The sequence below is a fragment of the uncultured Alloprevotella sp. genome (assembly GCF_963536905.1).
Taxonomy (GTDB): Bacteria; Bacteroidota; Bacteroidia; order Bacteroidales; family Bacteroidaceae; genus Alloprevotella.
Genome location: NZ_CAUTBW010000037.1, coordinates 1 through 25771, shown reverse-complemented (window position 1 = coordinate 25771; position 25771 = coordinate 1). Strand labels below are relative to the sequence as shown.

Genomic DNA, 25771 nt, shown 5'->3' with positions numbered 1-25771 from the left:
AACGTCCCAATTGGCGCGAACAGTAATCGGCGTGGGCAGATAGAAAACCTCCTCGGCCTGGCGCTGCGTTGCATACTCGCCCACGTCCCACTTACCATTGCCGTTGCTGTCCAAGAAGCAGCGAACGTAGTAGGTGCCAGGGCGGACGTAGAAGAAGTCGGCGCGGTGGTTCTTCACTTTGAGTTGTCGCTCCACTTTCGTATCGCTGGAGAGCAACTGCACTATGGCCGTGCTGTCGGCATCGGGAATGGTGATGAAGAGAGAGCCTACTTCCTCGGCTGTAGCAATGTTGATATCGAGCGTAGTAGACTTATTGACCAAGCCCGACATACCTACCACTGCGGCACTATCTACGGCGAGGCGATACTTCTGTCCGGGGCGCCATTCTCCTATGAGTCGGAACTTCAGTAAGCCTGTGCGCTCTATGCGGAAGGGAACCGCCGTTTCGGTGCTGTCCACTTTTTGGAAGAGATGAAACTTCTGCGAGTCCACAGATAGGACGGGCTCTTCGAGGGAAAAGTTAATATTGTCGATCGGCGTAAAGGGATTCGCCGTTTGTGTGCTCATCTTGAGCGCTTCCACAGGCATACGCTCCTGTGTGTAGTCTCCGCGCTTGTGTCTCTTCTCCAGCTGCTTTTGCCAGCGGGCTTCTTTCTCCGCCCGTTCCTTATCGAGGCGAGCGTTGCTCAGTCGTGGCACCATCTCCATGGTGTCTGTCCGCTCGTAGAGCTGATGTGTTGAGTCGTTCGTGGCTTGGTAGCTGTAAAGGAAGCGGAGCGTGTCGTTGTGGGCCACATCGGGTTGCTGAATCCAATAAGTGATGGTGTCGCTGTGTGCCGAGTGGTCCTCAATGAGCGCCTTGGAGGCATCGAAGTTCAAGCCGCGCACCACGGGGCGTTTATCGTTCGGTGCGGTGAAATAAGCCGTGAAGCGCGTAGGAATGTCGCGCTGCATTTTCAAGAGGGAATGAATCACCGACGTTTCTTGAAACGCCAGCAGAACAATATCGTCGGGCGTGAAATGGGTATAATTGATGGTGCGGATAGAATCATAATGAATCGTATCGGCCCATACGGTGTCGTAGCGCACATCGGGGTAGCACGACGGTTCGAAGGACTTGGTCGTAAATGCCAACTTCTCGCCACGGGTGTACTTAAAGTCGCCGTCCATATCTTGCAGGGCAAAGACGCGGTAAGTGCCGGGGGCAACGCCTTTGATGCTGAAGCGGCCATGGCTGTCAGTACGCGCCACGCGCTCCAGTGGGATGTTGGTGAAAGCCGTATCGTTCAGATTCGAGTGGAGGCCTACGAGGATGCCCGACACAGGACTTAGATTGCTCGCATCGAGCACTGTGCCGCCCACTTCCATTGTGTCAACGCTTTCTCCCGTAGAGAAATAGTAGGTGAATTGCCCGAGCGGATTTCCTTCCGTGGCATCTGTGATGGCATTGGAGAAATCTACCGTGTAGGTTGTATTAGGGCGGAGTTTGTCCATCAGTTCTATGCTCACCTGTCGCCCGCTGACTTTTATCTCTGGTACTTCCAGTTGTGGCGGTGATACTACCACCTTTTCGGACGCATTTTCCAGTTTCACATTCTCGCTGAATGTCAGCGTGATTTTCTTAGCTTTCTTCACGTTGCTCTCTCCCAGTTGTGGCGACATTTGAAGCACGCTGGGAGGGGTCTCATCGTACGGGCCACCGTCGGGGCCTGACCCTGGATTGGCGCAAGAGACCAGTCCTGCCGCTAAAGCGAGCAGCAGGAAGAAAGGGAGGATGTTGCGCGATATATTCATAAATTTTCAGGTTCTTGTAACTGTATCTGTATTCAGACTGGTCGGATCAATCAGAGCAGTCCGAGAACGACCCAACTCAAGGTCACTTGTTCAAGGCTATCACTTCTTCAATGATGGCGCGGTTATTGGCCAGGCGCGGCACCTTGTGCTGCCCGCCCAGTTTGCCTTTCGAACTGAGCCAGTCGTGGAAGAGATCCGTGCGCCCCACAATGATTTCCAAGGGTTGGAGGGTGATGTTCTTATAGCGCTTGGCTTCGTAGTCGCTGTTGAGGTTCTGGAGCGTGCGGTCGAGTATGGTGGCAAACTCTCCAACATTGGTGGGCATCTTCGTAAACTCTATGACCCACTGGTGGCGGCATTTGCCCGTTTCGTCCATAAAGACGGGGGCGGCCGTGTATTCTCTCACCTGTGCGCCTGTCTGCTGGCAGGCTTCGGCCAGTCCTTGTTCGGCGTTGTCCACAATGAGTTCCTCGCCAAAGGCATTGATGAAACTTTTGGTGCGGCCAGAGATAACGAATTTGTAGGGCTTTGTCTGTGTGAAGCGCACAGTGTCGCCAATCTGGTAGCGCCACAAGCCACAGCTCGTGGTAATGACGATGGCGTAGTTGCGGTTTGTTTCCACCTCCCAAAGGGGCACAACCTGCGGCTGTTCCTTCCCGACGTCCTCCAGCGGTATGAACTCGTAGAACACACCGTAGTCGAGCATCAGCAGCATAGCTGGATCGGCCAAATCGCTTTGCAAACCGAAGAAGCCCTCGGAGGCGTTGTAGGTTTCCATATATTGCATCCGCGGGTTGCGTATCAAACTGTGGTATAGCTCGCGGTAGGGCGTGAAGGCAATACCGCCGTGGAAGAACACTTCCAGATTGGGCCACACCTCGTCGAGATACTGTTTGCCGCTGAGTTCGAGGACGCGCGTGATGACACCCATCATCCACGACGGCACACCCGACAAATTCGTCACGTTCTTCCGTAGTGCCTCGCGCGCGATGAGGTCGCGCTTCTCCTCAAAGTCGCTGAGCAGTGCCACGCGCTTCTTGGGGACACGGAAAAGATTAACCACGGGATTGATGTTCTCAATCAGAATGGCGCTCAAGTCCCCAACGAGCGAGCCGGGGAGGTTATAGTTCGACTGATGGCTACCGCCCAAGATGAGGGCGCGCCCATCAAAGAGTCGGCTCTCGGGATGGCTGTGCAGATAGAGTGCCACTGCATCAGTGCCACCTGCATAGTGCGTGTCGTGAAGTCCTGCGGAGGAAACAGGAATAAACTTCGATTTGTCATTGGTAGTACCACTCGATTTGGCATACCATTCCATACGCCCCTTCCAAAGCACATCGCGCTCACCATGGCGCATGCGGTCGATGAAGCCTTTGAGTTCCTCATAGGTGTTCACGGGAACGGTGCGAGAAAACTCCTCGTAGGAACGGATTTCGCCAAACCCATGGTCACGCCCATAAGCTGTCTGGGCCGCTTCGCGCAGCAAGCGCGCCAGCACCTTTCTTTGGATTTCTTCCGCATCTGTGGCATAGCGCGCTATCGCTTTCAAACGGTGTAGGAAAAACGGGCGCGCCAATTTTGTTATACTCATTCCGTTCTATTTTCTTGCTTTAAGAAAGCAAAGATAACCCTTACGACGGGGAATGCAAAAGCATTCCGCCCTTTTAGTAACACTTAATATTCCCCAGCCTGCACAGAGCAATAACCCCACCCTTCTTCCTCGCCCCCATCTTAGGGGAATTTAACCGTAGCTTACAGAGCGGGATGAATATCTTAGTTTTTGTCAAATGGATTCTTACTCTATTCCTCCGCCAGTGGCTCAAAATTGAGTGCGCTTCCGTATGTGAGTAGCGGAGCGTGCCTTCTGCTCGTCGATGCAATAAGGCTGTCCGTCAGCATCCTTATTGTATCGGCCGATAGCCTTATTCTGCCCGCCGATAGCCTTATTGTATCGACGAGTTTCCTTGGGCTAAAAATGCATAAATCAGCTCGAAATTTTTAGTAAAAAGGAGAAACTGACAACTCCACAGGAGAAAACGGAGAATTTTTGCGATGGTGTTGGCCAATATTTTTTGAAAGAAACGGCCGTTTCTCAAAGATGATGAAGAATGGGAGTGTAGATGCGAAATGATGAATGTAAAGAAATCGGTGATAAAATAAGCGGTCGGAAATTTTTCTAAAAGTCCCCTATTGATAGCTTTCTTCTCGCGGACAACGGAAAAGGCTGCTTCGTTTGTGCTGATGCGTGAGTTTTTCTTTGCATTTATTGTTGCTTAAAATTTATGGCTAATCTGTGTAGATATGCAGAATATGTCTTACATTTGCATAATGCAATACTGTAATAGATACAATACAATTTTTTTAATTCATAAATCCAACGACTGATGAAACAGTTCAAAAAAACCTTGCTATTCCTGCTGACGCTGGCTCTCTTGCCCGCGATGCAGGTTTTTGCACAGCAAATCCCGCAGCTGCCTATTGACCCGGCAGTTCGTATGGGTGTCCTGCCCAATGGCATGACCTATTACATCCGTCACAACAATCTTCCTGAGAAGCAGGCTTTCTTCTACATCGTGCAGAAGGTGGGTTCTGTGCAGGAGGAGGAATCGCAGCGCGGTCTGGCTCACTTCTTGGAGCACATGGCCTTTGGCGGAACCACCAACTTCCCTGGTAGCGGCATCATCAACTACACGCAAAGAATCGGCGTGAAGTTTGGCGAGAACCTCAACGCCTACACCAGCACGGACGAAACGGTGTATAACATCGACAACGTACCCGTGACGCCGGCTAACCTTGACAGCTGCTTGCTCATCCTTCACGACTGGAGCCACGACTTGCTCCTCACGCCGGAAGAAATCAAGAAGCAGCGCGGCATCATCCACGAAGAGTGGCGTTTGCGCTCAAGCGCTAGTCAGCGCATCTTGAACCGCAACCTCGAGAAGCTCTATCCGGGTTCACGCTACGGCAAGCGCATGCCGATTGGTTTGATGAGCGTGGTGGACAACTTTAAGCCCGAGGAGCTCAAAGCCTACTACCGCAAATGGTATCGCCCCGACTTGCAGGGCATAGTAGTGGTGGGCGACTTCGACGCTGCTCAAATGGAGGCTAAGGTTAAGAAACTCTTCTCTGACCTGCCCAACCCGAAGAACGAAGCTAAATATGAGAGCTATCCTGTGCCTGACAACAACGAACCTATCTATGTTATCGACAAGGACAAGGAACAAACCGTGGGCGTGATCGAAATCATGTTCAAAACGGAAACGATGGATCGCAATATGCGCGGCTCTCAGTATTTCCTGATGCAGAACTATTTCACCGCACTGGCCACTTCGGCTCTGAATCAACGTTTCAGCGAAATGACACAAAAGCCCGACTGCCCATTTGTTCAGGCAGGAGTGGACTATGGCACTTATCTGCTCTCCAAGACGTGTGACGCATTGTCCGTTTACATCGTTCCGAAGCCCGGTAAGGACGCTGAAGCTGTCAAGGCTGTTATGGCAGAAATCAAACGCGCTAACAAATTCGGTATTACAGAGACTGAGCTGATGCGCGCAGATGATGAATTCCTCAGCAACTTGGAGGCCGTTTACAACAACCGCGACAAGCAGAAGAGTAGCTACTACATCCCGCAGTACTACCGCCACTTCCTCGAGGGTAACGCTATCCCCAGCATCGAAACAGAGTATAACCTCTACAAGATGATTTCACAGCAGCTCCGCAGCTCTAAGCAGCTCTCTCCTGTGGTTAGCCAGATGGTGGCTGGACTGACGGCACGTACCGACACGAACTTCGTGTTCCTCGCTATGTATCCTGAAAAGGACGGCGTTGTTGTGCCTACTGAAGCACAGATGAAGGCGGCCGTTGCAGCAGGTATGGCTGAAAATGTTACTGCCTATGTAGACAATGTGAAGAACGAGCCACTCATCACCAAACTGCCCAAGGCTGGCAGCGTGAAGAAGCAGGAGGCTGCTGACTTTGGCTACACTAAATGGACGCTCTCTAACGGTGCAGTGGTCTATTTCAAGAAGACGGACTTCAACGAGAGCCAGATAATCATGAGCGCACAAAGTGCGGGTGGTTTGAACGAACTGAACATTAAGGACACCAAGACTCTTGTCAACGCACAGATGGCTGCCGACATCGTGGACGGTACGGGTCTGGGCAACTTCAAGCAGACGGAGCTGGAAAAAGCTTTGGCCGGCAAGCAAGTGAGCCTTAGCTCATCCATCAACAACGATACTGAAAGTCTCGGCGGAAGCTCTACTCCGAAGGATTTGCGCACACTCTTCGAGATGCTCTACCTCAAGTTTACAGCTATTGGTAACGATCCCGAATCCTACAACAATACCTTGCTGAGCATGAAGACGCAGTTGGAGAACGCTGAAAAGGTTCCCGAAACGGCTTTCTCTGACTCTATCCGCACAACCATTTATGGTCACGACGCGCGCATCCGCACGACGGAACAGAAAAAGGCTGACTTCGCTCTCTATGACTATCAGACGATGCAGAAGATTTATCGTGAGCGTTTCAACAGCCCGTCTGATTTCACGTTCTTCTTTACGGGTAACATCAATGTTGATTCTCTGAAGCAGTTCTGCGAACTTTATCTCGCGTCTATCCCAGCTGCTAAGAATAAGGAAGTACGCCGCGATCCGAAACTCGAACTTGTCAATGGTCAGGTGACCAACAAGTTTGTACGCTCTATGGAAACGCCGAAGGCTAACATCGTGATCCTCTACCACGGTAACCACCCCTACTCTCTCAAAGAGGCGCAAATCATCAATGCCTTTGGTTCTGTGCTCGACGACCGCGTACTCCAGAGCGTTCGTGAAAAGGCCAGCATCGCCTACAGTACGCAGGCTGGTGCTAACGCAAGCTATGGTTTCCGCCCGCAGTATTCTGTTCAGCTCTACTGCCCTGTGAAGCCTGCCAATGTGGACCAGGCGCTTCAGCTCATGAATGAAGCTATCAAGGAGATTGCAGAAAAGGGCGTGACCGCCGAAGAACTCGACAAGGTGAAGAAGTTTGAGATTAAGGAATACCAGGAAAGCCAAAAGAATAATGGCTACTGGCAAGGTCTTATCTCTGCCAAAACTTTCTGGAACCAAGACGGCCGCACAGGCTACGAGGCTGCAGTGAACGGCGTAACAAGCCAAGACATTCAGAACTTTGCTAAAAACGTGCTTCTCAAGCAGAATAACAAGTGCACCATTATCATGATGCCGGAGAGTTTGCACGAAACTGAATAAGCAAACTTCAAATGGGTCATCAGGCCCTACATTTTTCAAAGGCCATCCAACGCAGTGTTGGGTGGCCTTTTTGTGTGGAGAGACGAGAGGGAAGAGGGGTTGATGAGGAAGCCCCCTCCATCTCCCCCATGAGGGGGAGTGCTCGGCTACCACTTGGGATTCTTGGGTGGCCTTTTTGTGTGGTGCGAGTTATTCCTACTGGATTGGGCAGAAAGGAGGAGCAACAAAATATTGCTGAGTATATTTCTCCGTGTACAAAAGAAAAGCGCCCAAGCTGGAGAGCTGGGCGCTATGGGAGAAAGTAGGTTGCAAATGGTGCAACTTACTTGATGAAGATTTTGCGAGATGTGCCGTTGCTTAGGCGTACGATGTTCATACCTTGCTGGGGAGCGTTGAGACGCTTGCCGTCTACGCTGTAGTAAGCAACAGGAGTTTCGCTGCCAGTGGTAGTTACGTCGGTTACGCCTGTATGTGTAGCGTAGGACTGAACCATTGTCTTGCAAGCGTTCACAACTTCCTTGGTGTCGGGATTATAGATGAAAGCCACAACCTCCAACTTGTTCTTGTCCTGATAGATTTCGTGAGCGGAAGAGTTCTTTGCCAGAGCCAGTTTGAAACGGTAGTTGTGCGTGTAGTCCACATCGGCTGTCATTTCCGTGGGCAGACTACCAGCGATACCCTGTTTGCTGGAACGCGCACAAGCCACGAAGTTGTAAGTAAGTCCCGTTACGAGTGAGCCGCCTGAAGTGAAGGTTTTGAAATCTGGTTCGGGATAAGTAGCGCTCATACCTGGCAGATAGCTATGCTGTGCCCAGTTGTCTTGGCGATAAGGATCGCCGGCTTCGGTCAAGCCATTGGCCACGAGGATATAGCCCACTTGGTATTTAGCATCCTTCAAATCAACGGGGGTGGTAGTGGTGCTACGTGCCTGGATAATGGTCTGTGCCTCATCCTCAAAGTAAGCCTCTACTTTGATAGCTACTGGTGTGAACATCTTGTTTCTTTCTTCCACCAGTCTCTTCATGCCGAAGCCGCCACCCGACTTGCCGCCGTATGGGTCAAGAGAATTTTCAACTCTGTCGAGGGAAGCTCTGGGGAAACCGTCTACGCCGATGGGGAAATCGCCTGTAAAGGCCATTGGGTCGCCACTGTGATAAGCTACACCAATGAAATCCTCCTTGAGCTCCTTATCAAGCATTTCCAGCGCAACAAATCCGCGAGGACACCAGCCACACCATGTGCCGGTGTATTCTTCTACCAATGCGCGCTTCTTAGGAATCTCGGAATAAACGGCTAATTTCTGTGAATCGGCAGGAGCTTTGTCCTCGTTGGCTTGATCGTTCACCTTGTCGATGGTCACTGTCAGCGTGCGTGCACCTTTAACGGTCATCTTGGGTAAGGTGATGTCGAAATTGGCAGTTTTACCGAAGAGAGCAGATAGAGCTGGTGAGAAAGCTTTATGGGCTGTTTGGGAAATGCCATTGATTTCGTAAGTGTAGTCGATAGAGCTAATCTTCTCCGTACCGTGGTTGGTGATGGTAAGCTTTACTTTAGGTTGAGCGTTGAGCTGCGTGGTGGAGCTGGTGAAGCTCACGCTGGCAGCGTTGGCAGGTGCGCCTGTCAGGAGAACCTGCATAGCGAGTGATTTGCCCAAGAGCTGACTCTTGTTGCTCCATTTCTTGTAGGTGCGGTTAGAGAAAACCCACAGATTGTTCTCAGAGGCTACGTCGACAGTTCTAACGGGTTTCAGACCATTCTTATTGACGCTAAAAGTATAGCCCACATAAACGCCGTCTTCCGTAATGGTGTAGGGCTGAGAGAGCGTGATGTCGAGCCAGCCAGACTTGATGGCGAAGCTGTCCACTAAGATGTCGGCCACGTTGTGAATGTCGGTGGTGGCTGCGCCTTTTTCTACTTTCAATTCCTTAGAGAGGAAAAGAGCTCCACGGCCCAAACTTTTTGCATCTTCCTCGAAAGGAATGCGCACCTTGGTGATGGTGAGGCCTACAAGAGAGGGATCTTTGAGCTGCATGGCCACACCACAGTTTTCTATCTTGAGAGTTCCCCAACTGGTGGTGGCTCCAGATTCATAAGCCCCATAAACGAGGGGGTTGGTGCTTTGTGCTGTTGCAGACGTGAGGCCTGTACACAGTAAGGCAAGCACCAAGAGGATGGAATAAAGTCTTTTTTGTTTCATATCTTTGATGTATGGATTATTATAAAGAATGAGTAAAGAGCAGGGAAGGTTCTCTGACTTGCCAAACAAGAGAAACTGGTTTGGCAAGTTGGAGAACCTATGGTGACCATAATGCTATGGCTTTTCACTCAATACTTATTACTGGATAACCTTCTCTACACTACCGTCTTCCTTACGGATGAGGTTGATACCCTTACGGAGTCCTTCCTGGCGACGGCCCAAGAGGTCGTAGTAAACCTTGGCGGGACTGCCGTTATTGGAATTATGGATACCTTGTATAGAAGTGGTCTTCGGAAGCTTGTACCAAGCAATGTTGCTCTCGCGCGTTTCGCCGCCGCCCTTGTAGACGCTCTGGAAACCGATAGAGTCCTGCACCTCGGTGAAGAAGAAGAGGAGGCGGAGCGTATTGGTGTAGCCCATGATGTACTCTTTGTCGGTGAACCAGAAGGGGATTTCCGTCATTTCGTCCTTCGGAAGTGCGGGGTAGTCAATCTTGTCGAAGGTGAAAGGCGTTTCAGGGTCGTCCACATACATGCGGTAGTACATTGAGTCTGGGTTGATGTATTCGCCGTTTACGTCGTGCGGAGAGATGATAAACTGTACTTGTGCGATACCTTTTTGGATGCGTTCATCGTAAGTGTAGTTGCGGAAGTTTCTCTCGGGCTTCCAGAATTGCGGAGCCTGTGGCGTGGCAGCTTTCTCAATGAAAGGATAGATGCGTAGGCTGGGAGATGCGTAGATGTTGTAGGTGTCGTGGCCGAAGACTTTGGCAACGATGGCGTACTCCTTCGGAAGCACCAACGTGTGGGAGGTTGCATCGTAGTCGAAGATGATGTCGCCAGTGACAAAGCTCACTTTGTAGCCTCCAGGGCTGTTATCGTCCCACGCAAAGCGTACGCCAGAGAAATAGAGCAGGCGATTGTATTCTTTGCTTACACCCATGAATTGGGGCGACTTGAATACAACTTTATTGCCTAAGACTGTTCCTTTGAAATACAAAGTGGTGTCGGCGGGACAACTCATGTAGATATCATTGCCTGAATAGCCCACATTGACAAAGGTATGGATCGTTTCAGAGCCTTGCTTGTTGATGGTGTTGGCCCAAACGTATTTTGTCACTTCCAGATTAGCGGGTTTCTTCACCGGAGTATCCTCGTTGGCAATATACTTATAGCCATAGCTACCATAGGGATACCATGTGCCTTCTCCATCGGTCAGACCGAGAATTTCGGAGCCGTCTGTCGTTACCTGAGAGAGAACGCCTTTGCTGTCCATACGGAAACGTATGTTCAAGTTATTGCCTACTGTATAGCCGCGCTCGTTTACTGCGGCAGGAGTACTGCCGCCGAGTTTTGTAACGTAGAATGTTTTCTTTTCATTCTTGGAGTTCGTGCGAACCATGATGGCCTGCGGCGTACGAAGCTCCCAGTTGCCTTTATTATCAACCTTGCTGATGCGAATCCAGCCTTGTTCGCCTTCATATTCGGTGAGGCTGTTCTTTATCCAAATGGCCGTGTCGCCTTGATTAACGTAGGTTGTGGCGCGTGCCTCCATTTCGTGGGAGAAGATACGGCTGTAGCCGCTGATGGGGTAGAAACCTTTGCCGTACCAAGCTGCGTTGACGAGCTTTCCCTCTGGCTGTGTGAGCACGGGCTCTGTAGTGATGGGCTTGAGAGCTTTGGCTGAAAATACGCGGGACTTAGCAGATGCTTGGAGGTTGACAACTGGAGTTAGGTCCGCTTTGCTCTGTTCGTTGGTGGGGAGTTGCTGCAACTGCGCAAGAGCGGGGAGTCCGCACATGGCAGCTAACAGGAAGAAAGTAGATTTTCTCATGAGATTTATGGGGATGACAAAATGAAACAAAGACTTGCCAGAGCGATAGACGCTTGGCAAGCCAGTTTCTTATTTATTTCTGATATTGTTTGATAGTCTTACCGTTGGACAGAACAAGGATGTTGAGGCCTTTCTGCGTTGCGCTGATGCGTTGCCCAAGAGCGTTGTAGCGTGCCACTACACTTGCTCCATCGTGGGTGGTGGAGTGGATGCCAGTAGGATCAGCGTAGACAAACTTTACTGTGATTGTCGGACCGTTACCTATAACATCACCGTAAACAAGCTGCTTGCTCCCTCCTACTTCCTTTTCAACGGCTTCGATAACATCAACGTGTAGTTTAGTGGTACATTCTCCGTAAGCCGTAGGTTCCCACTCAAGTTGCAGGTCGTCCTTTGCGTTCTCATTCAAACGGCCTTGCTTGGTTTGTAGACCTACTGTGCTGTAAGAACTGCAGTTGCCGAGCATGCAGAAAAGCATGTTACCGTTTGGTAGCTTTTGAACATCGAGCGTCACTTGTGCACCTACCTTTTCGCCGAGGGTATTCTTCAGAAAGAGTCCCGACTTTATTTGTGTGGTGCCAAAGTCGTTCTGCTCAGCCACATTGACTGTCCACGTAGAGCCATTAGGAACTTCTGTCCCGTCTGCAGTAACGAATTTGAAAGTCTCGTCGAGTTCGTCAGCGCCCGACTGCGCGTAGCTCACGCTATAGGTTGCGAAGAGAGCTAAGATAAGCGTAAAAATTTTCTTCATAGACGTATTGTTTTTATGTTTAGGCGTATGGATGATTCTCTCTTATGGAGGGATGATTTATAGTACGGAGTCGCTCAATTTGCCTTAAAGGCTGCGCGTTTCACTTGTAGTACACCGCGGTCGTTGTACACAAAAGCGATGAGCCAAAGGTGGCGCGGAACCCATGTTGCAGCAAAGTCGGTGGAGAAGTTGATGGTAGTGGTTTCTCCCTCCTTCACGTTGACGGCTTCCCCAGCTTCGCCATTGACGGCAGTACGGAAAACGTGCATGTGAAGGTAGTTGCGGTTCGTTGTTCCATCAGGCATCATTTGGAGTGCGGTGATACTGTCCTCAACAACCCAAAGTTGCAGTTTGCCTTGTATGTTTCCGTCGAGGCCTTCAAGGGAGATGCTACCGCTGCCGCTTGTGCCGTTGGTCTTGGCATCAATTTTAATGTTGAGAGGAGCGGTCTGCTTGAGCTGCTGGTGGACGATGCCGCCCCACGCCGTATAGTCGCTCTTGCCTAAGTAGTCGATAACGCCCTGTGGCTGGTACTCGACGTTCCATTGGTGGTAGTAGTTGTCGCCTGTAGTAGTGCTAAGGCCCACTGTCTTTGCGTTGCCACGGAATCCGAGCGGGCCAGAGTGCATTCCGACAGCGATAACCGTGTCGGCACTGTATTGCTCCTGGATTTTCTCAATCTCGTGGGAGGCTGTGGGGCAGTTGATGCAGCGCTGCCCTGTGAAGTCGACGAGCAGAACGTTTTTGCCAACAGCTGCGGGCTTCACATAGGTGAGTCGCTGGTCTTCGTCAATCTGTGTAGAGCAGGCGCTGAACAGCAGCATAGCTCCTATTATATAGAATAATGTTCTTTTCATAAATGCGCGGTTTCTATCCCTCAGGAGATTAGAAGTTGTAGTTGTAAGAAACGGTCCATCCTTGGTAGGAAGGGACATAGCGGCAGACACCTCCTGAGCAGTTGTAGCCAGCACGTGTGCGTACATAGCCAGCTTGGATGCGGTGAGAGCCTACATTATAGGTTGCCAGCAAATTCCAATAGTGTTTGTGAGTCTTGCCCACGTTGTATTCATCACTTACCGTAAACATCCAGTGAGGTGCTAACGAAAGCTCGAGCAGTCCAAATGCCCAGTCGCCTTCATCGTTTGGTGTCGTGAGATATTGTGCTTCTGCGCGTAGCGTTGTCTTAGGTGAGAACTGGTATTTAGCATCTGCCACGAAGATGTTGGAACGTATCTTTCCGCCCTCGCCTTCTACAGCCGTCTTGTTGTAGAGCTGGTTCATGTACATCAAATGTAGCTTGAAGTTGCGCGTGAGGCGTTTGTCCAGCTGAACGTTGAAATCTTGGTAATAAGTCTCATCGCCCCATTTCCAAAAGGCCGAGCCGTAGCCGTCAGTACCGCGACCGCCAGCAGTTCCCGCAATTCCTGCGAGACCATGCGCGTTTTTAGCAATGGAATGGATGTGGGAGAAATTTACCTGCAGGCCCGTACCGTACTTACCGCCCAACAGCGTGCGACGCTTAAAGTTGTAGCCCACTTGTCCTTGGTAAGCCCACTCGCCTTTGGCCAACTGTGTGGCATAGGGGTAGAGTGCCGCCAGCGTATAGGTGTGTTCGTAGGCAAATGCCGGCATGTGGTCGATAAAGCTGGATGAGCCGTTCATTTGTCGGCGCGAACGGCTCGACATATTGTCTGTGCGCTTGGCTTGAGCCAGCACGCTGAAACCTTTCTTTGAGTAGGACGCCGATAGCATGGCGGCATATCCTTTTCGATATATATATCCGTTGTCGAAGGAGGGATCTTGTGTTTTCTGGGCATATTCTGCTAAGAGGCTGAAAGGTCCTTTTTGCAGATTAGCCCTAACATCCCACGCGTCGACCGAAGCTGGGAAATTCAGTTTATGGGTTGCATCGTAGAAAACGCTGCCGTCCTCGTCGGCTCCTTCGCGCTTATTTAGGTAGGAGCCACCGAGCGTTAGGTAAGTACCGCTCTGTTCCAGCGCTTTCACCCACTGGTCGATGCTAAGTTCGAGGTCTGCACCAGCCAGCCAAGCATGGTTGTAGTTCCAATAGCGGCGTTGGCGGCCCGCAAGACCCTTCAAGCGAACACCCTTGATAGGCTTCACGATGGCTCGTGCACCAAAGAGCGAATTGTCGATACCCAGCGAGCGCTCCTCATAGGTGCGCAGGATAAAGCCCGAACCAAATTGCTCGTAGAAGTTACCGCCCGTCACCTCCACATTGCGGAATTTTGCTTTCAGATAGAAGTAGGGAACGCCCCAGCCTTTGAAGTCTTTCTCAAATCCTGGTAGCGGATGATCCAGATAGGAAAAGCGGCCGCCAGCATCCAGAAACTTACTCATGAAGTTGAGGTCCAGATAGGTATTAGTACGGAAGTTCTCGTGAGAACCATCGCTCTGCGTGCCTTGTGGGACAAGCATATCGCTTTGCACACTACCGCTCAGCGAGGGATTATAGTGTCCATCGTTTTCCATCTCCTGTGCACAAACGGGCAGGGCCAGGAGTGCAACAGCTGGAAGCAAATGTTTCTTTTTCATATTGTGGAAGTCGCTATCTTTTATTTAATGAGTTCTCTGACTTTCTCAATGAGTTCCGCCTCGGCTCCTTCCGTGTAGCCATTGTGTTTGTAGACGATGTTGCCTTTTCCGTCACACACGATAACGTAGGGAATCATCTGTATGCCCAAGGCGCGCTTGAAGTCGCCGTTAGGATCGAGCAACACCTCATAGGGCCATCCGTGTTGATCAACGAGGGGACGCACTTTGTTGATGTTCTGCGCCTGGTCGATAGAGACAGCGAAAAGTTTCACGCCTGTTTCTGCCACCCAGTCCTCATACACTTCACTGATAGCGGTGAGCTCTCGGTTGCAAGGTTTACACCAAGTGGCGAAGAAGTCAATGATAAATGGTTTTCCGCCGTTTGAAAGTGTATCGGTCTGCACTGTCTTGCCGTTGATGTCCTTCAGCGTGACGGACGGCAGTTGAGCGTTCATAACTCCAGTGGCACAGATAACTGCAAAGAAGAAAGAAACTAAGAATTTGCGCATAGCTTCGGATGGTTTAGATAAAATTGTTGACACTAAATGAAAGCGGACTGAGCCCGCCAATAACGTCGTGAAAGGATTAGTCTTTCCGACCGCGCAAAATTATAGAAAAGTTTTGTAAATACGTAGAGAAGAGAAAGATTATTAGGGGATAAATTTTCTCTTTCTCTTGAAGGATGTAGAAAGAATGCATATTTGTTGTTCTTTCTTGTAGATGTGCCTGAATGATAGGAGTATGGGGTGGCGAAGAGGAATAGAATGACCTATACGCTCATGCCTTGTGTTTTTCCGTTAGTCTTCTCCCATCACGCGAAACACTAAGTCTGCCTCAAAGCCTCTCCCTGCTGCAAAGCGGAGGAGCTTTTGTGCGCATTCGTAGTCGGTTGCGGCTTTGATGGTAGGTACTTTGGTCAGTAGGAGTTTGCGGAGTATCTGTCGATACTCCTCTTCGTCGATTGTAGCCAAGGCTTGTTCGATATGCTCGTTGGCGATATTTTTTATGGCCAGCGCCTGCCGTGTTTTCATACGTCCCCAATGGTTGTAGAGCGTCTTATCGTGTACAAAGGCGCGAGCATATCGGGCTTCGTCCACAAAGCCTTCGCGCTCCAGTTTTTCAAGAACTTCCTCACTGTCGGGGCGTGAAAGTCCGCGCTGCATAAACTTTTGCATCAGTTCCATGCGGCAGTATTCTTTTTGTGCGCAGCGCGTTGCGGCCCAGTTGTAGGCCTCTTCTTTGGTGAAAGGTTTCATACGTTCTATTAGTGAATCAAAGCACGAACCACAAACCACAGATGCTTGACCACAGTAGTGCCCAAGCCGTAGTAGTGGGTCATGATGCGGAAACGCTCAAAGAGACTGCGGCGGCGGTTGCGTGTGGTCATGCCTTCGCTGAGGTAGTCCGTTAGCACGAGGTGAGAGTTGAGCAGTGAGAGCTTACGGCGTTCCGCTTCGCGCATGATACGGATGGTCCAATCGAAGTCGGCCGAAAATCGGTACTCCAGATTGTAGCGCAGCTCCTTAGCCAAATCGGCGCGGACATAAAAACTCTGATGGCACACCAGCATTCCGTTGTTGAAGTCCTCCCACGACAGATTTTCCGGTGGCGTGAGGCGGCGGCGACGTAGGAAATTGCCGAAACTATCCACGATGTGCGTATCGCCATAAACCACAGCTGGCTGCTTTTGTTCCTCCTGTATGGCGCGGGCAATACAGGAGAGCGTATCTTTTGCATGAAATTTGTCGCCAGCATTTAGGAAAACGATGTAGCGACCTGTAGCTAACGCCAAACCTTTGTTCATGGCGTCGTAAATGCCGTTGTCGTTCTCGCTGAGACAGTTGAGTTCGTGGCGCACAGCCGCATTGGAGTTACGCTCCATATAATGGTGGAATTTCTCCAGCGTATCGTCCGTGGAATTACCATCAATGACGAGGTGTTCCACATAAGGATAATCCTGTTCCTCTACACTGTTGAACGTCCTATCTACAAGTTCGCCAGCGTTGTAAGTCACTGTGATGACCGTTATCTTTAGGGGTAGTCGAGCCATATATATAAATGAGTAGCCCTTTTTCGATTCTGATTTTTCAGGCAATAAGCCTGTGGGCCAAGATGCTATATTTTTTGATGAAGAAAAGCGGAGATGTCCTCCCACGGCCTTTGTGGCGCGCAATGTTTTATTATAGAGAGGGCGCGCAGGAAGCCACGGCCGATTCATACAACTGTATGTGTTTCTCGGCCACAGCCTGCTCGCTGTATGTACTTTCCGCCATTTGATGCGCGCGTAGGCAGAAATTCTGGTAATGTTCGTCGATGAGCGTGCTAAGAGTAAGCTCCGCGAAGTGGTCTGCATCTTTGTAGCGCGCTAAGTAGCCATTAAGGCCGTCTTTAATCATCTGAGGCAAGCCGCCAATGTTGAAACCCACACACGGCAAGGCGCAAGCCTGCGCTTCCACAATGGTGTTGGGCAGGTTGTCCATCAGCGTGGGCATCACAAGAAGGTCGGCAGCCTGGTAGAGGTCGCGCATGCGTGCTGCATCTTTCACATATTCCTGCGGGAAGCAGGAGCAAGCAAACGCGTCTTTCAGCGTTTCGGCTTCAAGGCCCACTGGAATCACTCCCAGCTGACTGATCCATTCCGGGTATCGTTCGGCAATGATGTGGGTGGCTTTGATGAGATAGTCGATACCTTTGTTCTTATCCGTAGCTTTGAGAGCCACGAAGAGCAGCAAGCGTTTGTTGCGCGGAAGTCCGAGGCGTTCGCGCGCCGCTTGTTTGTCGCCTGGCACGTAGAAGTTGGTGTCGATAGCGTTCGGTATGCTCACCACCTCGTGACCCTTCGTCAGCGGAGCTTGATAAGCCAGCTTGCAGAGCCATTCGCTGCACGCCACAAAATGTATCTTTCCCTGCGCATAAGTGTTGATTTTGTTTTCAAACACGCGGTAGGAAAGGTCGCGCTCATTAGGGCGCATCAGCAGTCGGCAGTCGTGGCAGTGCGATAGCCAGTTTTCACACTCTTTGGCATGGTGGCAAATGCCCGTGATGGGCCACATATCGTGCATTGTCCATACCACGGGCTTCCCCGTCTTGAGGATTTTTGCCAAATCGCCCAAGGAAAGCATCCCTTGGTTTATCCAATGGAGGTGGACGAGGTCTGCTTCTTCAAATTCGCGCAACTTAGTGATGTCCATACCATGTGTGCCCGCATCGATAGCCCAGAGGTTCTCGCGTGAGCGGTTGATGGCGAAGATCTCAGCCCGTTCGGCCACAAATTTAGCCCGCATCAGCGGATTCCGAGCCTTGATAACGTTCGGGTTGTCCGTTTGCTTGTCGCGCACGAGCATTTGTGTCTGCACATTGTGGTTGTTGAGGGCGTGCATCAAGCGAGATGCAGCAATGGCCGCGCCGCCTGTCTGCTCCGAGGTGTTCACCAGTAGTACTTTCATCTTGCTGACAATTTGATTCTTGCTGCGAATTTACATAGTTTTTAAGAAAAAGGTCTGACAGAAAGGAGAAATTTATGCTTTGGCAGTTCTTGGCGGTCATAGGGAAGCTCAAGCAGGTCAGGAGAAGAGCCCCCTCCATCTCCCCCATAAGGGGGAGTGCTCGGATTTGGCTCTCGGACGGGTCGGACAAGTCGGACGGGTCTGACAAGTCCACCCTGTCCGAGACTCAATACTGATTCGTGTCCTTTCGCCTTTTTCGTGTCCTTTCGTGGACTAAAAACATCAATAGAATTCCCTCTTTTCTCCTCCCACGAAGCCCACAAAGCCGCGCACGAAAGGGAGAGCGCGAACAATGTCCCTTTCTCACGCATCAATACAATAAGGCTGTCGGCAGATTTCCTTATTGCATTCGCTGACAGAATAAGGAAGTCAGCCGACACAATAAGGAAACTGACGGAGAGAACAAAGAAACTTTTCACCAAAAACGAGCGAAAAAAGGATATGGTCTTATGAAATTTGCACCACTTGCAGGATTTCACGCCATTTTTATCTTCTAAGGAAGCAAAAAAGGCTCGTAAAATTCAGCAAGTGGCGCAGATTGGAAATTTTCTCAAAGTATTAGAAAAACAGCTTCTGTCAATTTTTCAGAAGGTTTTAGGAGTCGTCGGACTGGTCGGACTGGTCGGATCAGTCGGCAGTTCTGTTGAAGAATATTTCAGTTTTGGGATACAAAAATCCCCTTCGCTTTCTCCTGGGAAAGGGAGAGCGAAGGGGGATACCTTATAGTCTTTTTGCAGTGCCTTATGCCTGCTTTGCTTCAGCCTTCTTGCAGTGACCACCGTTCTTTTTGCAGCAATCACCTTTTTCTTTGCATTCACCAGCTTTTTCTTTGCATTCACCAGCTTTCTCTTTGCATTCTGAGGTACCGTTTTGGCCGTCACACTTCTTAGCCTCAGCTTTGTGGCATTCACCTTTCTTTTCCTTGTCGCAACCGCCCTTTTGAGCTTCCGACTTATCGCATTTTCCAGCTTTGCTCTTGCAGTCGCCACACTTCTTAGAAGCAGCGTCTCCACACTTTGAGTGCTGCGCTGAACAGCCCTTCACCTGAGCTTGCACCTTCATGTCAGAGAAACCTTTGATAATGTTAGCGTCGTTGGTCTTACTTGCATCGTAAGTCACGTTCACTTCCTTTTTCTCGAGATTCACCTGTACGTCTTTAACACCCTTACCGAGTTTATCAACGTTCTTTTTGATTTTGTTCACGCAGTTCTCGCAACGAATGTCAGTTACATACGTCTTAGTCACTACCTGCTTCTTTTTAGGCGTTTTAGCCGTTGCCATGCTGATGCTCATAAGCATGCAGAGGAACACTGTAAGAATTTTCTTCATACTTGATAATTGTTTTTGTTTGATTGTTTATAAATTTTATTTTGAAAATACTGACACGGTGAGGAGTGTAAGGGGAAGTGGCGGATTTCTCCTGCTGTGTTGCCCACACAATAAAGCCCCTCATGCCTGCCTCAAATCTGTTTTGTTTTGCAGCCCCTGTCAGAAAGAACAGCGCAAAGATACAGAAAAGCCCATGCTTATGCGCTTTTATAGTTCTTAAAAGAACTTATTAGTTGTAAAGACTACCCAACGCAAAAAGTGGAGCTGTATTTTCATATTTTTACCTTCTTCTATGTGTCAAAAAGACAGATTCACCTCCGCTTATTTTGTTTTCTAAAATCTAAATATGTATTTTTGCAATTAAATATAAAAATACTGAAAGAAACATGGCAGAAAAGAATGTCCGCGTGCGTTTTGCGCCGAGTCCTACAGGACCTCTTCATATCGGCGGCGTACGTACCGCTCTTTATAATTATTTGTTTGCTCGCCAACACGGAGGAGAACTCGTTTTTCGTATAGAAGACACCGACTCCAACCGCTTTGTTCCAGGAGCTGAGGACTATATCCTCGAGAGCTTCAAATGGCTTGGTATCCATTTCGATGAAGGCGTTAGCTTCGGAGGAGACAAAGGGCCGTATCGCCAGAGTGAGCGTCGCGACATTTATAAGAAATATGTAGACCAACTGCTGACGGAAGGAAAGGCTTATATAGCCTTCGATACGCCCGAAGAACTCGAGAAAAAGCGCGAAGAAATCAGTAACTTCCAGTACGACGCCTCCACGCGTATGCAGATGCGCAATTCGCTCACGCTGGGACAGGAAGAAACAGAACGCCTCATCGCCGACGGCGCGCAGTACACCGTGCGCTTCAAGGTAGAGCCAAACGTGGAAGTTCATGTTGACGACCTCATCCGCGGGGATGTGAAAATCAACTCCAGTATCTTGGACGATAAAGTGCTTTACAAAAGCGCCGACGAACTGCCTACATACCACCTCGCCAATATCGTGGACGACCACCTCATGGAGATTAGCCACGTGATTCGCGGTGAAGAGTGGCTTCCGAGTGCACCGCTCCATGTCTTGCTCTATGAAGCTTTCGGCTGGCAGGACTCTATGCCGCGTTTCGCCCATCTGCCGCTACTGCTGAAACCTACGGGCAACGGAAAGCTCAGTAAGCGCGATGGCGACAAACTGGGTTTCCCCGTATTCCCCTTGGAATGGCACGATCCCAAAACGGGCGAAGTCAGCTCCGGTTATCGCGAGAGTGGCTATCTGCCTGAGGCTGTCATCAATTTCTTGGCACTCTTGGGATGGAATCCCGGTACCGATCAAGAAATCCTTTCTATGGACGACCTCATACAGCAGTTCGACATCACGAAGTGCTCCAAATCCGGTGCCCGCTTCGATTATGTAAAAGGACAATGGTTCAATCACGAATATCTCCTTAGCACATCGAGCGATAAGTTGGCTCCGAGTTTCGACAAGATACTCCGCGAAAACGGTATCGAAGCCCCAATGGAACGCGTAACAAAGGTGGTTGACGTGATGAAAGAGAAAGTCCACTTCATCAAGGAGCTGTGGCCGCTCTGCCGCTTCTTCTTCGTTGCTCCGACCGAATATGACGAGAAAACGGTGAAGAAACGTTGGAAGGAAGATTCGGCAAAATGTATGACAGAATTGGCCGATTTGCTCGAACAACTGCCCGATTTCTCTCAAGAAACGCAGGAAGCGGCCGTCAACGCCTGGATAACGGCGAACGACTACAAGATGGGCAACATCATGAACGCTTGGCGCTTGACGCTCGTTGGTGAAGGCAAAGGTCCGCATATGTACGAAATCAGCACCTTCCTTGGTAAAGATGAAACCCTTGCGCGAATGCGCCGTGCCATTGAGGTGTTGAAGTAAACAATAAGAGTCTGCTCCATCTCCACTATCTGGAGAAGCGGTTGAAACCAGAGTGGCACAAATGCTCGCCAGCAGGAGTGAAACAACAGGTTTCTGCCCATTAGGGCATCTTATCGTCCGACACGCATAGGGAAGATGGAGAAGACTTTATTATTCATATTATTTGCTCCGCATGTACACATTTGCCATCTATCTATACGCCATCTGTGCTAAAATCTTCGCGCTGTTCAACACGAAAGCGCGAACTTTGGTGAGAGGCCAGAAAAACACCTGGAAAATACTCGAAGAGAAAATTGGACAGGATTCTTACGTTTGGTTCCATGCTGCATCGCTCGGCGAGTTTGAACAAGGCCGTCCGCTCATGGAACGTCTCAAACGAGAACACCCAGAGAAGAAAATTTTGCTTACTTTCTTCTCTCCCTCGGGCTATGAAGTGCGCAAGGACTACCCTTATGCCGATGTGGTGTGCTATCTTCCGTTCGATACGCCTCTGAATGCACGTCGCTTCATTCGTGCCGCTCGCCCCGAGAAGGCTTTCTTTATCAAATACGAGTTTTGGCGCAACTATATTGAGGTATTGGTTCATCACCACATTCCAGTGTATAGTGTCTCCAGTATTTTCCGTCCCAATCAGGTCTTCTTCCGTTGGTACGGTCGTGGCTACGGCCATTGTCTGCGCCGCATCAGCCATTTCTTTGTTCAAAACCGCGATTCGGAAATCTTGCTCAATAAGTATGGCATCAATAGGGTGACTGTGGCCGGCGATACCCGCTTTGCGCGCGTTCGAGACATCAAGGAGGGCGCAAGGCCTCTGCCCATCGTGGAAGCTTTTGTGGGACGCACAAAAACCGAAATCAATGAGACCAAACGCCTCGAAGAATCACAGCTCCCCGATGCGCCGAAAAATCCAGTACTCATAGCTGGTAGCAGTTGGGAACCCGATGAGAATCTCCTTATTAAGTACTTCAACGAGCACCCCAATCTGAAACTCGTTTTGGCTCCTCATGTGGTCAGCGAGGCACATATTCAAGATATCATCAGCAAGCTCAAACGCCCCTACGCCCGCTATACGCAGACAGATACGGAGCGCGTGAAAGATGCTGACTGCCTCATCATTGATTGCTACCGCCTGCTGGCAAGTATCTACCGCTACGCCACGGTGGCATACGTGGGAGGAGGTTTTGGAGTAGGCATCCACAACGTTCCGGAGGCGGCAGTCTACGGCGTACCTGTTATCATTGGTCCTAACAATAAGAAATTCAAGGAAGCGCAAGACTTGCTGAAGAGTGGCGGCTGTATAGAAATACATGATCAAGAGGATCTCGACGAAGCTTTAGACGTGTATCTCTCTTCGCCTGTTCTGTTGAAGAAAGCGGGCGATGCTGCTCATGATTATATCAAGGAGAACGCGCAAGCTGCCGATATTATCTATCAGGCAACGCTGAAATAACGCTCCTCCCCTCTCACTTTTCAACTCCTATAAGCTGCAAGGTCGCCGACACTCCTACCCCGCTGATGTCTACGCCTTGTAGCTTTTGTTTTTACTCATATATAAATATGACTACAACCCACAAAATCATCTTCGCCTTTGATTCGTTTAAAGGTTGTCTCTCTTCTGCTGAAGTGGGGAAGGCAGCAGCAGAGGGAGCGGAGCAGGAAAAGGTAGAGGTGCTCAATGTGAGCGATGGCGGCGATGGTATGCTCAGCGCATTCTGTCAAGCCTATCGTGCGGAGCAAGTGAGCTGCAACTGTCACGATGCGCTCATGCGTCCCATTCGGGCTGCTTACGGTTTAGTGGGCGATGTGGCTATCATCGAAACGGCCCAAGCTTGCGGACTGTCGCTGCTGGAGAGTAACGAGCGCGATGCAGTGGGCGGTACGTCGTATGGCGTTGGAGAATTGCTCATCGATGCCTTTGAGCGCGGTGCCCGTCGCTTCATTATCGGCTTGGGAGGTACAGCCACAACGGATGGAGGTTTCGGAATGCTCAAGGCACTCTATGTTCATGCCGGCCCGGCAGCCTTTTTCGACACTTATCTCCCTCGCTGGCGCAATGAATGTAGTTGGACGTTGGCCAGTGATGTCCGCAATCCGCTTTATGGGCCACAAGGAGCTGCAGCTGTTTTTGCCCCACAAAAGGGAGCTACGCCCGCCGAAGTGGTGCGCCTCGATGCGCGTTTGCAACGCTTGGCGCAGCATGCCGCCCGAAGGATGGGGCACGATTGTTCGATGCTACCTGGGGCTGGAGCAGCAGGCGGATTGGGATATGCCTTTTTGCAATACTTCAGCGCGCAGATGCAGTCGGGAGCAGATTTATTGCTCGATGCGCTTGACTTTGACACCCGCTTGAGGGATGCTGCACTGGTCATCACGGGCGAAGGTTCTGCTGATAAACAAACGCTCATGGGGAAGCTACCTTGGCACGTGCTCCAACGGGCACAGAAAGCATATGTGCCTTGTTGCTTGCTCGCCGGTGAGGTTTCCAATCGTGAAGAATTGCTGAAGGCGGGTTTTCGAGAAGCTCTCTGCATTCATCCCGCAGGGCTTTCCAAGGAAGAACAGCTCAGAACAGAAGTGACAAAGAAGAATCTGTCGCTCATCACCGCTCAGCTTCTCACACGCTTCTTTAATACAGAGATAAAAGAGTAGGATATGTTGGGCTGTTCAATCGCAAAAGCGATTTCTATTACCAAAAAGGTAGAATACACCCATAAGGAAGTGGGAGGAAGGCCTTTTTATACTGTAAATTTGCTATTTCGAGTGTCTTACCGTAACTTCGTCCCCATGAAACGAGATTATTACGGCCGCACTCTGCAAAATACAGTGAGAGGCCGTCTTTGATGTATAATCTTTCGCAACTATACACTATGGACTTTTTACAATGGCTTGACAAGGTTGTGTTTGACGTGCCGGCAATCAAAGCCGTGGCCGTCATATCGCTCTGCTGCGCCATCGGCCTTTCGTTAGGGAAATTCAAAATCAAGGGTATCGGACTCGGTGTCACTTGGGTTTTCTTCATGGGCATCTTGCTCGGAGGACTGGGTGTCACTATTGACCACGAAATGTTGATCTATGCGGAGGATTTCGGACTTATCATTTTTGTTTATGTATTAGGATTGCAAGTAGGTCCTGGCTTCATGAGTTCGTTTCGCTCTGGCGGAACGGTGCTTTCCTTACTTAGCTTGACGCTCATCTTTGTTGGCACTATCGCCACGCTTGTTCCTATCTTCCTCGGATGGAGCCCCTTGGGCGAAATGATGGGAGTGCTCTGTGGCGCCACAACCAACACGCCGGCTCTGGCGGCTGCACAGCAAGCTCTGAGCCAGATGCACCATCCTGGCGACGGACTGGATGCAGCTCTCTCCTTGGCTGTGACCTACCCCATAGGTATGGTAGGCGTTATCGTTGCTCTGATGCTCGTCAAAGGCTATCTGCATGAGAATCCGAAAAACACAGTGAAGCGCGACCCTGATGAGGCCTACATCGCCTCTTTTGAAATCAGTAATCCCGCAATCTTCGGGAAAACTATCATAGAGTGTGCAAAACTCGCAGATAAGCATTTCATCGTGAGTCGTATCTGGCGGAAAGATCGCGTTATTCTGGCCACGGGACAGACCCCGCTGGAGGAAGGCGACCGCGTGCTGGTTATCACCCAACCGAAGTATGTTGAAGCCCTTACTATCCTTTTCGGAAAAGTGGATGAGAAGGACTGGAACAAGAGCGACATAGACTGGAACACCTTGGACACGACACTTGTGAGCGAGCGTATCCTCATCACTCGGAGCCATATCAACGGAAAGCACCTCGGACAACTTCACCTGCGCAATCGCTTCGGCGTGAATGTTTCTCGTGTGAAGCGTGGCGATATTCAGCTCATGGCTGAACCCAACCTTGTGTTGCGTGTGGGCGACCGCGTGACGGTGGTAGGTTCACCTGAGAGCTGCAAGAAAGTGGCTGAAGAGCTCGGCAATACAATCCATGCTCTCGACGAACCGAATATGGTCACTATCTTCATAGGTATGGTCTTAGGCTTAGCTTTAGGCTATCTGCCCATCGCCATCCCCGGTATGTCCTTATCGCTGCGCCTCGGCCTTGCTGGCGGCCCTGTTGTGATGGGCATCCTGATTGGTGCTTTTGGTCCGCGCTTCCACATGGTGGCTTATGTGACCAACTCTGCCAACTTGCTCATTCGCTCTCTGGGATTGAGTACTTATCTGGCTTGTCTGGGGCTTGATGCAGGTCCCAAATTTATAGAGACCGTTATGCGTCCCGCCGCACTTTCGTGGATTGGTTATAGTGTGTTCCTTTCCGTTGTGCCTGTGGCTATCATGGCCATTATAGCTGTGAAATGGTTCAAACGCTCTTATACCACTGCAGCTGGTATGCTCTGTGGGGCAATGGCCAACCCCATCGCGCTGGACTATGTCAATTCAACAGAAGAAGGCGATCAAGCCAGTGTTGCCTATGCCACGGTCTATCCCCTCGGTTTGTTCGCACGTGTCATCATAGCTCAACTCATTGTGATGCTATGGCTCGGATAGCAAGGAATATAGCGTAACTTTTATTGAAATCTATGTGCGCTTTGTTTTTCATACTAAAATATTGCTGTCCGGTAAACTTCCAAACGGCACAAGAAAGCTTCCCGAAGCCCT

Annotated in this window: 18 protein-coding genes; 6 read left to right on the top strand and 12 right to left on the bottom strand. The window is 50.2% G+C overall.

Annotated elements, in window-relative coordinates; translation table 11 throughout:
• Both ABLA33_RS07440 and ABLA33_RS07435 read right to left on the bottom strand, forming a co-directional pair.
• A partial coding sequence (locus ABLA33_RS07440; RefSeq protein WP_347719829.1) for an Ig-like domain-containing domain occupies nucleotides 1-1794 on the bottom strand: 1794 nt, incomplete at its 3' end.
• A gap of 82 nt (nucleotides 1795-1876) precedes the next feature.
• Entirely contained in the window at nucleotides 1877-3385 is a 1509-nt protein-coding gene (locus ABLA33_RS07435; RefSeq protein WP_347719828.1) for a GH3 auxin-responsive promoter family protein, read from the bottom strand.
• 793 nt (nucleotides 3386-4178) lie between these two features.
• Here ABLA33_RS07435 and ABLA33_RS07430 point away from each other — a divergent pair.
• Nucleotides 4179-7043, top strand: coding sequence for an insulinase family protein (locus ABLA33_RS07430; RefSeq protein WP_347719827.1), 2865 nt, complete (start codon nucleotides 4179-4181; stop codon nucleotides 7041-7043).
• 322 nt (nucleotides 7044-7365) lie between these two features.
• On the opposite strand, the gene ABLA33_RS07425 is transcribed toward ABLA33_RS07430, so the two are convergent.
• From ABLA33_RS07425 to ABLA33_RS07385, 9 genes are all read right to left on the bottom strand, one after another.
• Nucleotides 7366-9240 carry a thioredoxin family protein gene (locus tag ABLA33_RS07425; RefSeq protein ID WP_347719826.1) on the bottom strand — a complete coding sequence of 625 codons (1875 nt, stop codon included), beginning with the start codon at nucleotides 9238-9240 and terminating at the stop codon, nucleotides 7366-7368.
• 138 nt (nucleotides 9241-9378) lie between these two features.
• Complete coding sequence (locus ABLA33_RS07420) at nucleotides 9379-11073, bottom strand: hypothetical protein (RefSeq protein WP_347719825.1); 1695 nt, start codon at nucleotides 11071-11073, stop codon at nucleotides 9379-9381.
• 73 nt (nucleotides 11074-11146) lie between these two features.
• Complete coding sequence (locus ABLA33_RS07415; RefSeq protein ID WP_347719824.1) at nucleotides 11147-11824, bottom strand: hypothetical protein; 678 nt, start codon at nucleotides 11822-11824, stop codon at nucleotides 11147-11149.
• A gap of 74 nt (nucleotides 11825-11898) precedes the next feature.
• A complete protein-coding gene (locus tag ABLA33_RS07410) occupies nucleotides 11899-12681 on the bottom strand; it encodes an Omp28 family outer membrane lipoprotein (protein WP_347719823.1) in 783 nt (260 codons plus the stop codon).
• A gap of 28 nt (nucleotides 12682-12709) precedes the next feature.
• On the bottom strand, nucleotides 12710-14380 hold the full coding sequence (locus ABLA33_RS07405; RefSeq protein WP_347719822.1) for a DUF6029 family protein: 1671 nt from the start codon (nucleotides 14378-14380) through the stop codon (nucleotides 12710-12712).
• A gap of 20 nt (nucleotides 14381-14400) precedes the next feature.
• On the bottom strand, nucleotides 14401-14889 hold the full coding sequence (locus ABLA33_RS07400; protein WP_347719821.1) for a TlpA disulfide reductase family protein: 489 nt from the start codon (nucleotides 14887-14889) through the stop codon (nucleotides 14401-14403).
• Between the two features lie 288 nt (nucleotides 14890-15177).
• Entirely contained in the window at nucleotides 15178-15636 is a 459-nt protein-coding gene (locus ABLA33_RS07395; protein WP_347719820.1) for a regulatory protein RecX, read from the bottom strand.
• Between the two features lie 8 nt (nucleotides 15637-15644).
• On the bottom strand, nucleotides 15645-16430 hold the full coding sequence (locus tag ABLA33_RS07390) for a glycosyltransferase family 2 protein (protein WP_347719830.1): 786 nt from the start codon (nucleotides 16428-16430) through the stop codon (nucleotides 15645-15647).
• A gap of 130 nt (nucleotides 16431-16560) precedes the next feature.
• Entirely contained in the window at nucleotides 16561-17826 is a 1266-nt protein-coding gene (locus tag ABLA33_RS07385) for a glycosyltransferase (RefSeq protein ID WP_347719819.1), read from the bottom strand.
• A 525-nt stretch (nucleotides 17827-18351) separates the two neighbouring features.
• Between ABLA33_RS07385 and ABLA33_RS07380 the strand changes: the two genes are divergently transcribed.
• Complete coding sequence (locus ABLA33_RS07380; RefSeq protein WP_347719818.1) at nucleotides 18352-18612, top strand: hypothetical protein; 261 nt, start codon at nucleotides 18352-18354, stop codon at nucleotides 18610-18612.
• Nucleotides 18613-18627: 15 nt separating this feature from the next.
• On the opposite strand, the gene ABLA33_RS07375 is transcribed toward ABLA33_RS07380, so the two are convergent.
• Entirely contained in the window at nucleotides 18628-19215 is a 588-nt protein-coding gene (locus tag ABLA33_RS07375; RefSeq protein ID WP_347719817.1) for a cation transporter, read from the bottom strand.
• Nucleotides 19216-19601: 386 nt separating this feature from the next.
• Here ABLA33_RS07375 and gltX point away from each other — a divergent pair, with 386 nt between their 5' ends.
• The 4 genes from gltX to ABLA33_RS07355 all read left to right on the top strand — a co-directional run bounded on the left by gltX (nucleotide 19602) and on the right by ABLA33_RS07355 (nucleotide 25660).
• Nucleotides 19602-21119 (top strand): glutamate--tRNA ligase, encoded by a 1518-nt coding sequence (gltX, locus tag ABLA33_RS07370; protein ID WP_347719816.1) that lies wholly within the window; start codon nucleotides 19602-19604, stop codon nucleotides 21117-21119.
• A gap of 172 nt (nucleotides 21120-21291) precedes the next feature.
• Nucleotides 21292-22569: a glycosyltransferase N-terminal domain-containing protein gene (locus ABLA33_RS07365; RefSeq protein WP_347719815.1), complete on the top strand. Its 1278-nt coding sequence runs from the start codon at nucleotides 21292-21294 to the stop codon at nucleotides 22567-22569.
• Between the two features lie 107 nt (nucleotides 22570-22676).
• Nucleotides 22677-23768 (top strand): glycerate kinase, encoded by a 1092-nt coding sequence (locus tag ABLA33_RS07360; RefSeq protein ID WP_347719814.1) that lies wholly within the window; start codon nucleotides 22677-22679, stop codon nucleotides 23766-23768.
• A gap of 218 nt (nucleotides 23769-23986) precedes the next feature.
• The gene (locus ABLA33_RS07355) at nucleotides 23987-25660 is read left to right on the top strand and encodes a putative transporter (RefSeq protein ID WP_347719813.1); all 1674 of its coding nucleotides are present in this window, start codon (nucleotides 23987-23989) and stop codon (nucleotides 25658-25660) included.
• Nucleotides 25661-25771: the final 111 nt, after the last annotated feature.

Excerpts from the sequence above, each read along its gene's own strand:
- ABLA33_RS07425 (WP_347719826.1), bottom strand. The coding sequence starts at position 9,240 with ATGAAACAAAAAAGACTTTATTCCATCCTCTTGGTGCTTGCCTTACTG.
- ABLA33_RS07385 (WP_347719819.1), bottom strand. The coding sequence starts at position 17,826 with ATGAAAGTACTACTGGTGAACACCTCGGAGCAGACAGGCGGCGCGGCC.
- ABLA33_RS07375 (WP_347719817.1), bottom strand. The coding sequence starts at position 19,215 with ATGAAGAAAATTCTTACAGTGTTCCTCTGCATGCTTATGAGCATCAGC.
- ABLA33_RS07395 (WP_347719820.1), bottom strand. The coding sequence starts at position 15,636 with ATGAAACCTTTCACCAAAGAAGAGGCCTACAACTGGGCCGCAACGCGC.
- ABLA33_RS07390 (WP_347719830.1), bottom strand. The coding sequence starts at position 16,430 with ATGGCTCGACTACCCCTAAAGATAACGGTCATCACAGTGACTTACAAC.
- ABLA33_RS07420 (WP_347719825.1), bottom strand. The coding sequence starts at position 11,073 with ATGAGAAAATCTACTTTCTTCCTGTTAGCTGCCATGTGCGGACTCCCC.
- ABLA33_RS07400 (WP_347719821.1), bottom strand. The coding sequence starts at position 14,889 with ATGCGCAAATTCTTAGTTTCTTTCTTCTTTGCAGTTATCTGTGCCACT.
- ABLA33_RS07405 (WP_347719822.1), bottom strand. The coding sequence starts at position 14,380 with ATGAAAAAGAAACATTTGCTTCCAGCTGTTGCACTCCTGGCCCTGCCC.
- ABLA33_RS07430 (WP_347719827.1), top strand. The coding sequence starts at position 4,179 with ATGAAACAGTTCAAAAAAACCTTGCTATTCCTGCTGACGCTGGCTCTC.
- ABLA33_RS07360 (WP_347719814.1), top strand. The coding sequence starts at position 22,677 with ATGACTACAACCCACAAAATCATCTTCGCCTTTGATTCGTTTAAAGGT.
- ABLA33_RS07435 (WP_347719828.1), bottom strand. The coding sequence starts at position 3,385 with ATGAGTATAACAAAATTGGCGCGCCCGTTTTTCCTACACCGTTTGAAA.
- ABLA33_RS07355 (WP_347719813.1), top strand. The coding sequence starts at position 23,987 with ATGGACTTTTTACAATGGCTTGACAAGGTTGTGTTTGACGTGCCGGCA.
- ABLA33_RS07415 (WP_347719824.1), bottom strand. The coding sequence starts at position 11,824 with ATGAAGAAAATTTTTACGCTTATCTTAGCTCTCTTCGCAACCTATAGC.
- gltX (WP_347719816.1), top strand. The coding sequence starts at position 19,602 with ATGGCAGAAAAGAATGTCCGCGTGCGTTTTGCGCCGAGTCCTACAGGA.
- ABLA33_RS07410 (WP_347719823.1), bottom strand. The coding sequence starts at position 12,681 with ATGAAAAGAACATTATTCTATATAATAGGAGCTATGCTGCTGTTCAGC.
- ABLA33_RS07365 (WP_347719815.1), top strand. The coding sequence starts at position 21,292 with ATGTACACATTTGCCATCTATCTATACGCCATCTGTGCTAAAATCTTC.